Origin of the sequence: Streptomyces carminius, from assembly GCF_002794255.1 — a bacterium.
Taxonomy (GTDB): Bacteria; Actinomycetota; Actinomycetes; order Streptomycetales; family Streptomycetaceae; genus Streptomyces; species Streptomyces carminius.
Genome location: NZ_PGGW01000019.1, coordinates 52,149 through 66,621 on the forward strand (window position 1 = coordinate 52,149; position 14,473 = coordinate 66,621).

Annotated in this window: 13 protein-coding genes; 12 read left to right on the forward strand and 1 reads right to left on the reverse strand. The window is 76.5% G+C overall.

What is annotated here, in order from left to right; genetic code table 11:
• Positions 1-137: 137 nt before the first annotated feature.
• From CUT44_RS06585 to cobC, 12 genes are all read left to right on the forward strand, one after another.
• Complete coding sequence (locus tag CUT44_RS06585) at positions 138-2,204, forward strand: putative cobaltochelatase (RefSeq protein WP_100201215.1); 2,067 nt, start codon at positions 138-140, stop codon at positions 2,202-2,204.
• A complete protein-coding gene (gene cobO / locus CUT44_RS06590; RefSeq protein WP_100201216.1) occupies positions 2,204-2,800 on the forward strand; it encodes a cob(I)yrinic acid a,c-diamide adenosyltransferase in 597 nt (198 codons plus the stop codon). Before CUT44_RS06585 ends, cobO begins: the two co-directional genes overlap by 1 nt.
• A gap of 18 nt (positions 2,801-2,818) precedes the next feature.
• Positions 2,819-4,228: a cobyrinate a,c-diamide synthase gene (locus CUT44_RS06595; RefSeq protein ID WP_100201217.1), complete on the forward strand. Its 1,410-nt coding sequence runs from the start codon at positions 2,819-2,821 to the stop codon at positions 4,226-4,228.
• A complete protein-coding gene (gene cobI, locus CUT44_RS06600) occupies positions 4,225-5,010 on the forward strand; it encodes a precorrin-2 C(20)-methyltransferase (protein WP_100201218.1) in 786 nt (261 codons plus the stop codon). Before CUT44_RS06595 ends, cobI begins: the two co-directional genes overlap by 4 nt.
• Positions 5,007-5,879, forward strand: coding sequence for a precorrin-4 C(11)-methyltransferase (gene cobM, locus CUT44_RS06605; protein WP_100201219.1), 873 nt, complete (start codon positions 5,007-5,009; stop codon positions 5,877-5,879). Before cobI ends, cobM begins: the two co-directional genes overlap by 4 nt.
• 61 nt (positions 5,880-5,940) lie before the next feature.
• Positions 5,941-7,095, forward strand: a complete 1,155-nt coding sequence (locus CUT44_RS06610) for a cobalt-precorrin-5B (C(1))-methyltransferase (protein WP_233221271.1) — start codon at positions 5,941-5,943, stop codon at positions 7,093-7,095.
• 5 nt (positions 7,096-7,100) lie between these two features.
• Positions 7,101-8,408: a precorrin-6y C5,15-methyltransferase (decarboxylating) subunit CbiE gene (gene cbiE, locus CUT44_RS06615; protein ID WP_408646720.1), complete on the forward strand. Its 1,308-nt coding sequence runs from the start codon at positions 7,101-7,103 to the stop codon at positions 8,406-8,408.
• Complete coding sequence (gene cobJ / locus CUT44_RS06620; RefSeq protein ID WP_233221272.1) at positions 8,405-10,237, forward strand: precorrin-3B C(17)-methyltransferase; 1,833 nt, start codon at positions 8,405-8,407, stop codon at positions 10,235-10,237. Before cbiE ends, cobJ begins: the two co-directional genes overlap by 4 nt.
• Positions 10,234-10,527, forward strand: a complete 294-nt coding sequence (locus CUT44_RS06625; RefSeq protein ID WP_100201222.1) for a DUF362 domain-containing protein — start codon at positions 10,234-10,236, stop codon at positions 10,525-10,527. The genes cobJ and CUT44_RS06625 overlap by 4 nt, the downstream gene beginning before the upstream one ends.
• Positions 10,524-11,183, forward strand: coding sequence for a precorrin-8X methylmutase (locus tag CUT44_RS06630; protein ID WP_233221273.1), 660 nt, complete (start codon positions 10,524-10,526; stop codon positions 11,181-11,183). Before CUT44_RS06625 ends, CUT44_RS06630 begins: the two co-directional genes overlap by 4 nt.
• A complete protein-coding gene (locus CUT44_RS06635) occupies positions 11,180-12,094 on the forward strand; it encodes a sirohydrochlorin chelatase (RefSeq protein WP_100201223.1) in 915 nt (304 codons plus the stop codon). The genes CUT44_RS06630 and CUT44_RS06635 overlap by 4 nt, the downstream gene beginning before the upstream one ends.
• A complete protein-coding gene (cobC, locus tag CUT44_RS06640; protein WP_100201224.1) occupies positions 12,084-13,202 on the forward strand; it encodes an Rv2231c family pyridoxal phosphate-dependent protein CobC in 1,119 nt (372 codons plus the stop codon). Before CUT44_RS06635 ends, cobC begins: the two co-directional genes overlap by 11 nt.
• Before the next feature lie 142 nt (positions 13,203-13,344).
• On the opposite strand, the gene CUT44_RS06645 is transcribed toward cobC, so the two are convergent.
• Complete coding sequence (locus CUT44_RS06645; protein WP_233221274.1) at positions 13,345-14,466, reverse strand: SCO1860 family LAETG-anchored protein; 1,122 nt, start codon at positions 14,464-14,466, stop codon at positions 13,345-13,347.
• Positions 14,467-14,473 lie beyond the last annotated feature (7 nt).

A 14,473-nucleotide genomic window follows, 5' to 3' on the forward strand; every position in this document is an offset into this window, starting at 1 on the left:
CAGGAGCGGTTCCACCGGACGGCCGTGGCACAGCGGACCGTCCCCGCAGGCGCGGGCCCGAGCCCTGCCACTGCGCGCGGTCCCGTGCCGAACGTCCGGCACTCCGCCCCTCGTTCACCCGACGGAGGGAAGACAGCATGAACGTCCCCTACCCCTTCAGCGCCGTGGTCGGAATGGCCGATCTACGGCTCGCCCTCCTGCTCAACGCGGTGAGTCCCGCGGTCGGCGGCGTGCTGGTGCGCGGCGAGAAGGGAACCGCGAAGTCCACGATGGTGCGGGCCCTCGCCGCGCTGCTTCCCCGCATCGAGGTGGTGCCCGAGTGCCGCTTCTCCTGTGACCCGCACCGGCCGGACCCGCGGTGCCCGGACGGCCCGCACGAGACGGGCCGGGGCACCGCGCGGGCGGCGCGCCTGGTGGAGCTGCCGGTCGGCACCTCGGAGGACAGGCTGGTCGGGGCGCTCGACATCGAGCGTGCCCTCTCCGAGGGGGTCAAGGCGTTCGAGCCGGGCCTGCTGGCGCGGGCCCACCGGGGTGTCCTCTACGTCGACGAGGTCAACCTGCTGCAGGACTTCCTCGTCGACTCGCTGCTCGACGCCGCCGCGATGGGTGCCTCCCACGTCGAGCGCGAGGGCGTCTCGGTGCGGCACGCCGCCCGCTTCCTGCTGGTGGGGACGATGAACCCCGAGGAGGGCGAGCTGCGCCCGCAGTTGCTGGACCGCTTCGGACTGACCGTGGAGGTCACCGCCTCCCGGGAGACCGGGGAGCGGATGGAGGTGGTGCGGCGGCGGTTGGCGTACGAGGCGGGCCCGGCCGGCTTCACCGCCCGCTGGGCCGGTGAGGAGGCGGCGCTGCGGGAGCGGATCGCGGCGGCACGCGCCCTGCTGCCGGAGGTACGGCTGGGCGACGCGGCGCTGCGGCAGATCGCCGCGACCTGCGCCGCGTTCGAGGTGGACGGCATGCGGGCCGACATCGTGATGGCGCGCACCGCCACCGCGCTGGCGGCCTGGGCGGGGCGCACCGAGGTGGCGGCCGAGGACGTGCGGCAGGCCGCGCTGCTGGCCCTGCCGCACCGCCGGCGCCGCAATCCCTTCGACGCGCCCGGTCTGGACGAGGAGAAGCTCGACGAGACGCTGCGGCAGCACGGCGGCGGGAACGAGGAGCCGGATCCGGACGGACCGGACGGCGGCCCCGGTGGTCCCGGGGACGGCGGTGGGGACGGCGGTGGCGGGCAGCCGCCGCAGGACGGTCCCCCAGCGCCTCCGGACCCCTCAGCGCCCCCGGAGCACTCGGAGCCGTCCGTGCCCGGGCAGTCCCGGGGCGACGAGGAGACCGGTGGCCGGGGCGGGGGTGCCGGGGAGCAGGCCCCCGCCCGGGCGGGCGAGCCGTTCCGGGCCAGGTCCCTGAGCGTGCCCGGGGTGGGCGAGGGCGCGGCCGGACGGCGCTCGCGGGCCCGTACCTCGCAGGGCCGCACCACCGGCGCCCGGCGCCCGCGCGGCACGCTGGGCAGACTGCACCTGGCCGCGACCGTCCGGGCCGCCGCCCCGCACCAGCGGGCTCGGGGACGCTCCGGGCCGGGGCTGGTGCTCCGCCGGGACGATCTCCGGGAGGCCCACACGGAGGGCAAGGAGAGCAACCTCGTGCTGTTCGTCGTGGACGCCTCCGGCTCGATGGCCGCCCGGCAGCGGATGAGCGCCGTCAAGGGCGCGGTGCTGTCCCTGCTGCTGGACGCCTACCAGCGCCGTGACAAGGTCGGCCTGGTCACCTTCCGCGGTGCGGACGCCGCGGTCGCCCTGCCCCCGACCTCCTCGGTGGACGCCGCCGCCGCCCGTCTGGAGTCGCTGCCCACCGGCGGCCGCACTCCGCTGGCCGCCGGGTTGCTGAAGGCCCGCGAGGTGCTGCGGATCGAGCGGCTGCGCGATCCCGCGCGGCGTGCGCTGCTGGTCGCCGTCACCGACGGGCGGGCGACCGGCGGCCCCGAGCCCGTCGCACGGGCCCGGCAGGCGGCGCGGCTGCTGGCCGTCGACGGCACCGCGTCGGTGGTGGTGGACTGCGAGTCCGGGCCGGTGCGGCTCGGGCTGGCGGGCGCGCTCGCCGCCGAACTGGACGGCCCGGCGGTGACGCTGGAGGAGCTGCGCGCCGACGCCGTCGCCGGGCTCGTCCGTTCCGCACAGAATCCCAACCGGAGCCGAGGGAGGGCCGCGTAGTGCCCAAGGGACAGCCGAACGCCGTGCCCGACGACGGGCTCACCACGCGCCAGCGCCGCAACCGCCCGCTGCTGGCGGTGCACACCGGGCCCGGCAAGGGCAAGTCGACGGCCGCCTTCGGGCTGGCGCTGCGCGCCTGGAACCAGGGCTGGCCGATCGGGGTGTTCCAGTTCGTGAAGTCCGCCAAGTGGCGGGTCGGCGAGGAGCGGGCGCTGCGCGTGCTGGGCGACAGCGGCGAGGGCGGTGCCGTCACCTGGCACAAGATGGGTGAGGGCTGGTCCTGGGTGCAGCGCGACATCGAGTCCTCCGAGGAGGCGGCGCGCGAGGGCTGGGAGCAGGTCAAGCGGGATCTGGCGGCCGGGACGTACCGGCTGTACGTGCTGGACGAGTTCACCTATCCGATGCACTGGGGCTGGGTGGACACCGGCGAGGTCGTCTCCGTGCTGCGGGAGCGGCCCGGCACCCAGCACGTGGTGATCACGGGGCGGAACGCGCCGGAGGAGCTGGTCGGGGCCGCCGACCTGGTCACGGAGATGACCAAGGTCAAGCACCCCATGGACGCGGGCCAGAAGGGCCAGCGGGGCATCGAGTGGTGACCGGGTGGTGAGCACCGTATGAGTACGGCCGGTACCGCCGTCCCCCGGCTGGTCGTCGCCGCGCCCTCCTCGGGCAGCGGCAAGACCACCGTCGCCACCGGGCTGATGGCCGCCTTCACCGCGGCCGGTCTCGCCGTCTCCCCGCACAAGGTGGGCCCGGACTACATCGACCCGGGCTACCACGCGCTGGCCACCGGCCGTCCCGGCCGCAACCTCGACGCGTACCTGTGCGGGCCGGAGCGCGTCGCGCCGCTGTTCCTGCACGGGGCCGCCGGGGCGGACCTGGCCGTGGTCGAGGGTGTGATGGGGCTGTACGACGGCGCGGCGGGAGAGGGTGAGCTCGGCTCGACGGCGCAGGTGGCGAAGGTGCTGCGGGCGCCGGTGGTGCTGGTGGTGGACGCCTCCGCGCAGTCGCGCTCGGTGGCGGCGCTGGTGCACGGCTTCGCGTCCTGGGACCCGCGGGTGCGCCTTGCGGGGGTGATCCTCAACAAGGTGGCCTCCGACCGCCACGAGGAGCTGCTGCGCGAAGCGCTGGAAGCCTCGGGAGTGCCGGTACTGGGCGCGCTGCGCCGTGCGAAACAGGTGCGCACCCCTTCCCGGCACCTGGGTCTGGTGCCGGTGGCCGAACGGCGGGCGGAGGCGGCCGGAGCGGTGGCCGCACTGGCGGAGCAGGTGCGGTCGGGCTGCGACCTGACGGCGCTGCTCGCCGTGGCGCACAGCGCGCCGCCGCTGCCGGACGAGCCGTGGGCGCCCCCGGCCGCCGAGTCCGCGCCGCTTGTACGGCCGGTGGTGGCGGTGGCGGGCGGGCCCGCGTTCACCTTCTCCTACGCCGAGCACACCGAACTGCTGCGGGCGGCGGGTGCGGAGGTCGCCGTCTTCGACCCGCTGCGGGACACCGCGCTGCCGCCGGGGACCGCCGGGCTGGTCGTCGGCGGCGGTTTCCCGGAGGTGTACGCGCCGGAACTGTCGGCGAACGAGCCGCTGCGCGCGGCCGTCGCGCGGCTGGCCGCCTCGGGGGCGCCGGTTGCCGCCGAGTGCGCCGGGCTGCTGTACCTGGCCAGGGAGCTGGACGGGGCACCGATGTGCGGGGTGCTGGACGTCACCGCCCGGATGACCGGGCGGCTCACCCTCGGCTACCGGGAGGCGGTCGCCGTGGGCGACAGCGCGCTGGCCGCCGCCGGTACCCGGGTGCGCGGCCACGAGTTCCACCGCACCGCGGTGGAACCACCGGCCGGGGCGGAGCCCGGTACGGCGCCCGCGTGGGGGCTGACCTGGAGAGGCTCCCGGGCCGCGAACCGCCCCGAACGGCGTGTCGAGGGTTTTGTGAAGGGCGGTGTGCATGCCTCGTATCTGCATGTGCACTGGGCCGCCGAGCCGTCCGTCGCCCGGCGCTTCGTCAACAGGTGTGTCGGGAGGGATGCCGCATGACCGGTACGGGCAGCACGGACAGTGACCGTGGCGCGCGCGAACCGCGGCTGGTCGGGGTCGGGGTGGGTCCCGGCGATCCGGAGCTGGTGACCGTCAAGGGGGTGAACGCGCTGCGCGCGGCTGCCGTGGTGGTCGTGCCGGTCCTGGCGGGCGCCGGCACGGGCCGGGCCGAGGCCACCGTGCTGCACTACGTGGCGCCGGCGAAGGTCGTACGGGTGGTCTTCGCGCTCAACGAGCGCGAGGACCGGGCCCGCCGGGAGGCTGCGTGGGATGTGGCGGGCGAGCGCGTCGCGGAGCTGCTGCGCGCCCACGGCACGGTGGCCTTCGCCACGATCGGCGACCCGAACGTCTACTCCACCTTCACCTATCTCGCCCAGACCGTGGACGCCCTGGTGCCCGGGACCGCCGTGGAGACCGTGCCGGGCATCACCGCGATGCAGGACCTGGCCGCGCGCAGCGGTGCGGTGCTCACCGAGGGGACGGAGCCGCTGACACTGGTACCGGTGACGGCGGGCACGGCGGTGCTGAAGGAGGCCCTGAAGGGGCCGGGCACGGTGGTGGCGTACAAGTTCGGGCGGCTGGCCGGCGAGGTCGCCGCCGCGCTGCGGGAGACGGGCCGCACCGAGGGCGCGGTGTGGGGTTCGTCGCTGGGGCTGCCCCAGGAGTCGATCCGCCCCGCGGCCGAGCTGGCGGCGGAACCGGCCCCCGGAAGCACCGGACTGCCCTATCTGTCCACCCTCATCGCCCCCGCCCGCCGCGAGAGCCGAGGAGGCAAACTGTGACCGGCACACCGCCCACCGAGCAGTCCGGCACCGGCACGTCCGGCGCGCCCCGCGGCGGCAGGGTCACCATCGTGGGAGCCGGGCCCGGGGCCGCCGACCTGCTCACCTTCCGCGCCGCCCGCGCCATCGCCGAGGCCGACGTCGTGATCTGGGCGGCCAGCCTGGTGCGCGAGGAGGTGCTCGAGCACGCCCGGGCGGACGCGGAGATCCTGGACTCGGCGTCGATGTCCCTGGAGGAGGTCACCGCCGTCTACGCGCGTGCCGCCCGCGAGGGGCTGCGGGTGGCACGGATCCACTCCGGCGATCCGGCGCTGTGGGGCGGCACCCAGGAGCAGGTGGACCGCTGTACGGAGCTGGGCGTGGAGGTGGAGATCATCCCCGGGGTGTCGTCGTTCTCGGCGGTGGCGGCAGTCGTGGGACGGGAGCTGACGATTCCGGAGGTCGCCCAGTCGGTGATCCTCACCCGGCTCGGCGGCGGCAAGACGCCGATGCCGCCCGGCGAGGAGGTGCGGGAGTTCGCCCGGCACGGCACGACCATGGCGGTCTTCCTGTCGGCGGCGCGCTCGGGGCAGCTGGCGGTGGAACTGCTGGAGGGCGGCTACCCCGCCGACACCCCGGTGGTGATCGCCCACCAGGCGACCTGGCCGGAGGAGCTGGTGGTGCGCTGCACGGTCGGCACGCTGGAGGAGACCGTCAAGGAACACCGGCTGTGGAAGCACACGCTGTTCCTGGTCGGGCCCGCGCTGGCCGCCTCCGGTACGCGTTCGCACCTCTACCATCCGGGACACTTCCACGGCCACCGCCGCGCCGACCCGGCCGCCCGCCGGGCGCTGCGGGCGGCCCGGGAGGCGGAGCCGCGCCGTGAGTGAGGAACCACGTCCGGCGGCCGGACCAGGACCGGAGCGGGGGCCCGGACAGGAACCCGGACAGGTGCCCGAGCTGCGGGAGCCGGATCTGCCGCGTACCGCCAAGCAGCGGCCGAGGGCGCTGCGCACCGGGTGGACGACCGGCACCTGCGCCTCGGCGGCGGCCCGGGCCGCCGCGCTGCACCTGGTCACCGGAGAGCCCCAGCCCTGGGTGGAGGTCGCGCTGCCGTCGGGGCGGCGGGTGACGTTCGCGGTGGAGCGCTCGGCCCGGCTGCGGCCGGGCCGCACCGAGGCGGTGGTGGTCAAGGACGCCGGCGACGACCCGGACGTCACCCACGGCTCGCTGCTGACCGCCACGGTGAGCTGGCGGGACGAGCCCGGCATCGAGCTGCACGGCGGGATCGGCGTCGGTGTCGTCACCCGGCCGGGGCTCGGTCTGGAGGTGGGCGGCCCGGCCATCAACCCCGTCCCCCGGGCCATGATCAGCCAGGCGGTGGGCGAGGTCGTCGACGTCGCGGTACGGGGGGTGGACGTCACCATCAGCGTGCCGGACGGCGAGAAGCGCGCCCGGAAGACCACCAACGCCCGGCTCGGCATCCTCGGCGGTATCTCCATCCTGGGCACGACCGGGATCGTCCGGCCGTTCTCGACGGCCTCCTGGCGCGCCAGCGTCGAGCAGGCGGTGTCGGTGGCCGCCGCGCAGAACGTCCCGGCCGTCGTGCTGTGCACCGGCGGCCGCACCGAGAAGGGCGCCATGGAGCTGCTGCCCGGGCTCCCCGAGGTGTGCTTCGTCGAGGTCGGGGACTTCACGGGCGCCGCGCTGCGGCGGGCCGTGGAGCACGGCATGGGCCGGGTGGTGTTCGTCGGCATGGTGGGCAAGCTGACCAAGCTGGCCTCCGGGGTGCTGATGACGCACTACACGAGGTCGAAGGTGGACACCGCCGTCCTGGCGGACGTCACCCGCGCGGTGGGCGGGCCGGAGCCGGTGGCGGAGGAGGTCGCGGTGGCGAACACCGCCCGCCACGCCTACGAGCTGTGGGACGCCGCCGGCCTGCTGCCCTCCGCGGGAGAGGAGCTGTGCCGCCGTGTCGTGGAGGTGCTGGAGCGCTTCACGGACCGGCGAATCACGGCGGAGGCGGCCCTGGTGGACTTCACGGGCCGAGCGGTGATCGCCCGGCACTCCGGAGGCGGGAGCGACGGCGGGGGGCTGCTGCCATGACCGCCGTGATCACCGTCGTGGGCACCGGCACCGGCACCGGCACCGGCACCGCCGGGGCGGTGACGGCCGCCGGTCCGCCGCCCGGCGGCCCGGACTGGCGGGAGGTGTCCCTGGCCGTGGGCGCCCGCCGCCATCTGGAGGCCGCCGGGATCCCGCCGGAGGTACGGCGTGTGGTGCTGGGCCCGCTGGCCCCCGCCCTGGACGCGATCGGCGAGCGGCTCACCGCGGCCCGCGCCGGGGACGGCGGGCCGGGCGGACGAGGCGGGCGGGTGGTGGTGCTCGCCTCGGGCGACCCCGGGTTCTTCGGGATCGTCCGGGCGCTCGCCGAGCGGTTCGGTCCGCGCGCCCTGGACGTGCGGCCCGCCGTGCCCTCCGTCGCCGCGGCCTTCGCCCGCGCCGGGCTGCCGTGGGACGACGCGGCCGTGGTCAGCGCACACGGTCGCGATCCGCGTACCGCCGTCAACGTCTGCCGTGCCCGTCCCAAGACCGCCGTGCTCACCGGCCCCGGTGCGGGGCCCGCCGAGCTGGGCGCCGCCCTGGCCGGCACCGGGCTGCGGCGCACCCTGGTGGTGGCGAGCGCGCTGGGCACGGCCGGCGAGCGCGTCGAACGCCTCTCCCCCGCCGAGGCCGCCGCCCGGACCTGGCCGGAGACGGTGAACGTGGTGCTGTGTCTGGACGAGGACCGCCTCCTGGCCCCCGCGGCCCGCTCGCTCGCCGGGCCGCCGCGGCCGCCGGCCGGCTGGGCGCTGCCCGAGGACGCCTTCGCGCACCGGGACTCGATGATCACCAAGTACGAGGTGCGGGCCCTGGCCCTGGCCCGGCTCGGCCCGGGCCCCGGCGACCTGGTGTGGGACATCGGCGCGGGCTCCGGCTCCGTGGCGGTGGAGTGCGCACGGCTGGGCGCGGCGGCGATCGCGGTGGAGCGCGCCGCGGACGGCGCCGGACGCTGCCGGGCCAACGCCGCCGCCCACGGTGTGGACGTCCAGACCGTGCACGGCGCCGCGCCCGCCGCGCTGGCGGACCTGCCCGATCCCGATGCCGTGTTCGTCGGCGGCGGGGGCCGGGAGCTGGAGTCGATCGTCTCCCTGAGCGCCCGCCGCGCCCGCCGGACCGTCGTCGTCACGCTCGCCGCGCTGGACCGGGTGCCCGCCGTACGGGCCGCCCTCGGCGCCGCCGGACTGGTCGCCGACGGTGTGCTGCTGCAGTCCTCCCGGCTGTCCCCGCTGCCCGGCGAGGTGACCCGGCTCGCCGCCGGCAACCCCGTCTTCGTCCTGTGGGGCACCCGCCCCACCACCGAAGGAGCACCCGCGTGAACGCCCCGAAAGGCCCGATCGGTCTCGTCTCCGTCACCGCCGCGGGGCGGCGCGCCCGCGACCGGCTGGCCGCCGCCTGGCCGGACGAGACCCGAGTCTACGACACGGACGGCGGCACCGGCGGCACCGACGGCGCCGCACAGCCCCCCGGCACCGCCCGGGAGGCGGTCGCCCGGGCCTTCACCGAGTGCGACCGGCTCGTCTGCTTCCTGGCCACCGGCGCGACCGTACGGCTCCTCGCCCCACTGCTCACCGGCAAGGAGAGCGACCCGGGCGTGGTGTGCGTGGACGAGGCGCAGCAGTACGCGGTGGCCCTGCTGGGCGGTCACGCGGGCGGCGCGAACGAGCTGGCGCACGCGGTGGCCGAGGCCCTGCCCGGCTGCCGCCCCGTCGTCACCACCGCCACGGACGCCGCCGGGATCCCCGGGCTGGACACCCTGGGCCTGCCCGTCGAGGGCGATGTCGCCGCGGTGTCGCGGGCGATCCTCGACGGTGAGCCCGTACGTCTGGTGCGGCATGTCGCCCTCCCTCTCCCGGCACTGCCACCCAACGTAACCGAGACCACCGACAACGCCACCGAGAGTGACGTAGGTGCCGGTGGCGGCGGCCACACCCTGCTGGTCACCGACCGCGCCCCGGTGCCGGAAGTGCCGACGGCGCCGGAGGAACGCGCCGGCCGCACCGCCGTGCTGCGGCCGGCCACCCTCGCCGTCGGGGTCGGGGCCAGCCGGGGCGCCTCCGCCGACGAGATCACCGAGCTGGTGCGGCGGTCGCTGGCCGAGGCCGGGCTCTCCCCCCGCAGCGTCGCCGAACTGGCCACCGTGGACGCCAAGGCGGACGAGCCCGGTATCGCCGAGGCGGCCCGGCGCCTGGGCGTACCGGTGCGGACCTACCCCGCCGCCGCGCTGGCGGCCGTGCCCGTCCCCCATCCGTCCGACGCCCCGCTGGCCGCCGTGGGCACCCCGAGCGTGGCCGAGGCCGCCGCGCTGCTGGCCTGCGGCACGGGCGCCGAACTGGTCGTCCCCAAACGGAAGTCGGAAGTCCAGGGGCGCGCGGCGATGGCGACCTGCGCCGTGGCGCGGCGGCGGCCGCGCGGCCGGCTGGCACTCGTCGGCCTCGGCCCGGGCGCCCGCGATCTGCTCACCCCGCGCGCCCGCGACGAACTGCGCCGCGCCTCGGTGGTCGTCGGCCTCGACCAGTACCTGGACCAGATCCGCGACCTGCTGCGCCCGGGCACCCGGGTGCTGGCCTCCGGCCTCGGCGCGGAGGAGGAGCGCGCCCGCACCGCCGTCGCCGAGGCCCGCGCGGGCCACGCCGTGGCACTGGTCGGCAGCGGCGACGCGGGGGTGTACGCGATGGCCTCCCCCGCGCTGGCCGAGGCCCCGGACGGCATCGAGGTGGTGGGGGTCCCCGGCGTCACCGCCGCGCTGGCCGCCGCCGCGCTGCTGGGCGCGCCGCTGGGCCACGACCACGTCTCGATCAGCCTGTCGGACCTGCACACGCCCTGGGAGGTGATCGAGCGCCGGGTGCGGGCGGCGGCCGGGTCCGACCTGGTGGTGACGTTCTACAACCCGCGCAGCCGGGGCCGCGACTGGCAGCTCCCCCGGGCCCTGGCCCTGCTGGCGGAGCACCGCGCCCCGCACACACCGGTCGGTGTGGTGCGCAACGCCTCCCGGCCCGGTGAGCGCGTCACCGTCACCACGCTCGGGGAACTCGACCCGGCCGCGGTCGACATGATGACCGTGGTGACCGTCGGCAACACCGCCACCCGCACCGTCGCGGGGCGCATGGTCACCCCCCGCGGCTACCGCTGGCAGGAGGCACCGTGACACGCGCGACGCGTACCGCCCCGGTGGCGCCCGTGGCCGTCACCGCGCGCTGTGCGGGCTGCGGAGCCTGCCTGCTGACCTGCCCGGTCCACGCGATACGTCCGCTCGGCGGCACGCTGCTGGTGCGGGCGGAGCTGTGCACCGGCTGCCTGGAGTGCGTCGAGGTGTGCCCGGTCGACGCGATCGAGGAGACCGCCGACCCGGGAGGCGCCCCAGGAGCCGCCCCGGGAGAGAGCGGTCAGGAGCACCGCACGGAGAACCGCGCGGAGACCCCCGAGGAGGCACCGTGACATCCCCGCAGCCCCTGACACCCCCCGCCCGTCCGGCCCCTCCGGCGCCCCGCGCCGTCCATCCCATCGAGGAGGAGTCGTACCGCGTCCTGCGCTCCCGGCTGGACACCTCGCACCTGCCCCCGCTGACCCGGGCCGTGGTGGAACGGGTGGTCCACTCCAGCGCCGACCTGGCGTACGCCGAGGACCTGGTCACCGACGAGGCAGCGCTGCGCGGAGCGCACGCCGCCCTGCACGCCGGTGCGCCGGTGGTGGTCGACGTGGAGATGGTCGCCGCCGGTATCACCCGCCGGAAGACGGTGTGCCGTCTCGCCGACGCCTCGGGCAGCCCCGGTCTGACCCGTTCGGCGCACGCGGTGCGGCTGGCCTACGAGGAGGTCGGACCGGGCGCGGTGTGGGTGATCGGCTGCGCGCCCACCGCCCTGTTCGAACTGCTCGACCTGGCCGCGGCGCCCGCCCTGGTCATCGGACTGCCCGTCGGCTTCGTCGGTGCGGCCGAGAGCAAGGCGGCACTGCGCGCCGGCGGGCTGCCGGCCGTCAGCAACGTCTCGGAGAAGGGCGGCAGCGCGGTCGCCGCCGCCGCCCTCAACGCGCTGCTGTACACGGCGCCCGCCCCCACCCGTTCCCGTCCCGGCACCACCAAGGAGAGCCTGTGACCACCCCGCCCGCCCTGCTCCTCGTCGGCCACGGCACCCGCGACGACTCCGGCGCCGAGGCGTTCCGCACCCTGGTGCGCGACCTCGGCGAGCGGCGACCCGACCGTCCCGTCGCGGGAGGGTTCATCGAGCTGTCCCCGCCGCCGCTGGCGGACGCCGTCGCCGAACTGGTCGGCCGGGGGGTGCGGAACTTCGCCGCCGTCCCGCTGATGCTGGTCTCGGCGGGGCACGCCAAGGGCGACATCCCGGCGGCCCTGGCCCGCGAGAAGCTCCGCCATCCGGGGACCTCCTTCGCGTACGGCCGCCCGTTGGGCCCGCACCCGGCGCTGCTGGACGTGCTGGAGCGCCGGGTGGACGAGGCGCTGGGTGGCGGCCCGGGCCGCTCCCCGCAGGACCGGGCCGACACGACCGTGCTGCTGGTGGGCCGCGGCTCCACCGACCCGGACGCCAACGCCGAGGTGCACAAGGCGGCCCGGCTGCTGTGGGAGGGCCGCGGCTACGCGGGTGTGGAGACCGCGTTCGTCTCGCTCGCCGCGCCCGACGTCCCCGCCGGCCTGGAGCGCTGCCGCCGGCTGGGCGCCCGCCGGATCGTGGTGCTGCCGTACTTCCTGTTCACCGGCGTCCTGCCGGACCGGGTGCGGATGCAGGCCGCGGGCTGGGCGGCGGCGCATCCGGAGACCGAGGTGCGCTGCGCCGAGGTCATCGGCCCCGTCGGGGAGCTGGCGGAGCTGGTGTGGGAGCGGTACACGGAGGCGCTGGCGGGCGATCTGCGGATGAACTGCGACTCCTGCGTCCACCGTGTCGCCCTGCCCGGTTTCGAGGACAAGGTCGGCCTGCCGCAGCAGCCGCACCACCACCCGGACGACGACGGGCACCACCATCACCACGGCGGGCACGCCCATGCCCACTGAACCGGTGAGCGCACCGCGCGCCCCGCACCGCCCGGCCGGCCCGTCCGATCCGCACGACCTGCGCCACCACGGCGACGCGGAGGTCCGGGACGCCGGGGCGGAACTGCTCGATCTCGCGGTCAACGTCCGCGCCGGTACGCCTCCCGGCTGGCTGCGCGAGCGGATCGCCGCCTCCCTGGCGGGGCTGGCCGCCTATCCGGACGGACGGTCGGCCCGGCGCTCGGTGGCGGCCCGGCACGGGCTGCCGGAGGAGTGCGTGCTGCTGACGGCGGGTGCCGCCGAGGCGTTCGTCCTGCTGGCCCGGGCACTGCCCGCGGGCGGAGCGGGTACGGGCCGCCCGGTCGTGGTGCATCCGCAGTTCACCGAGCCGGAGGCGGCCCTGCGGGACGCGGGCCACACTGTGGAGCGCGTCCTGCTGGACGGACGGGACGGCTTCCGGCTCGATCCCGCCCTCGTGCCGTCCGGGGCACCCGTGGTGGTCGTCGGCAATCCGACGAACCCCACCTCCGTGCTGCACCCGGCGTCCGCGCTGGCGGCACTGGCCCGGCCGGGCCGGATCCTGGTGGTGGACGAGGCGTTCATCGACGCGGTGCCGGGCGAGCGCGAGTCACTGGCCCCCCTCGTCATGGAGCTGCCGGGCCCGGTGGTGGTGCTGCGCAGCCTGACCAAGACCTGGGGGCTGGCCGGACTGCGGATCGGCTATGTGCTCTCCCATCCGGAGACCGTCGCCCGGCTTGCCCGGCACCAGCCGCTGTGGCCGGTCTCCTCCCCCGCGCTCGCCGCGGCCGAGGCGTGCTGCGCTCCGGCCGCACTGGCCGAGGCCGAGGACGCGGCGCGGCGCACCGCCCGGGACCGGGCGTATCTGACCGGCCGCCTCGCGGAGTTCGGCGAGCTGGACGCCGCGACCCCGGATCCCCGGGCACCGTTCGTGCTCGTCCGGCACCCCGGGGCGGCGGTGCTGCGGGAGCGGCTGCGCGGGGTGGGCGTCGCGGTGCGCCGCGGGGACACCTTCCCCGGGCTGGACCGGCGGTGGCTGCGGCTGGCCGTACGGGACCGGGAGACGACCGACCGCCTGGTGCGGGCGCTGGACGGGCTCGGGGTGAGCTGAGGGCGGCGGCCGATGGCTCCGGCCGCCGCCCTCTCACTCCCGCTTCCCGTCACCGCCGCGCCGCCCTCGTCCGCTCATCCGGAGCGAGGCCCGCGCGGCGGCCGGTGCCGTGCCGGACTCCTCGTCCGTCACGCCCCGTCCGTCACGCCCCACCGCGGCGGCGCCGCGCCAGGACGAGCGCGCCGCCGGCCGCGACGAGCAGCAGGGCGCCACCCGCGAGGTACGGGGTGGCGGAGCTGCCGCCGGTCTCGGCGAGGTTGCCGTCGAGCTTGTCCTTGTCCTGCTCCGAACCGGTCTGCGGCTCCGGCTTGTTGCCCTCGCCACCGCTCTCGGACCCGGCGGAACCGGCGGAGGAACCCTCGGAGCCGCCCTCGGAACCGGCGGAACCGGTGGCACCGGCGGTCTCGCCACCGGTGGTGCCGCTGGTGGTGCCCTCCGAGCCGCCGGTCTCGCCGCCGCCGGTGGAACCACCGTCGGAGCCGGTCCCGCCGCCCGTGGTGCCGCTGCTGTCACCGCCGCCGGTGGTGCCGGTGGACCCGCCGGTCTGACCGCCGTTGTCACCGCCGCCACCGGGCGTGGTGCAGGCGGCCTCGACCAGGGTCACCTTGCCCCGGTACTCGGCCACACCGGCCAGCTTGTTCTTCGGGGTCACCACCACGTCCAGCGCGAGTGCGGTGGCCGCGGCCGTGCCGGACGTGGTCCGGGTCTCGGCCAGCCGCAGCTCGACCTTGCCGATGTCCTTCACCTCGACCGTGGTCGTGCCTTCCGCCTGGAGCCGGACCTTCTTGCCGAGCACCTTGACGGTGCCCGGGATCCCGGCCTTCGCGGACGGCTCGGCTCCGGCCTCGCACACCGCCTTGGCGGTGATCACCTCGGCCTCGGCGTGGAGCAGCGGCTTCTTCTTGGTCAGCCCGGGCAGGTGGACCCTGGCGTTGGCCAACTCGGCACGCCCCGCGGCCTTCTTCTCGTCCGCCGTCGCCTTCGAGGTGGCGACATCGGCGGTCAGCATGGCGAACGGCTTGCCTCCGTTCACGCCGTCCACCTGGGCCTTCAACAGGCGCTCGCTGGTGTTCCCGGGCGCCTGGACCGCGTTGAGTTCGGCCTTCAGCGGCACCGTGGCGCCGCCGCCGAGCAGAGAGACGTCCAGGTCGGCCCGCAGCACGGCCGCCGTGGCGGTGCCCTGCTCACCGGTGGCGTGCGCGGGAACCGCACTCACCCCCACCAGCGTGGCAGCCGCGAGCAGGCCGTACATGGTCTTGTTCACAGATGAA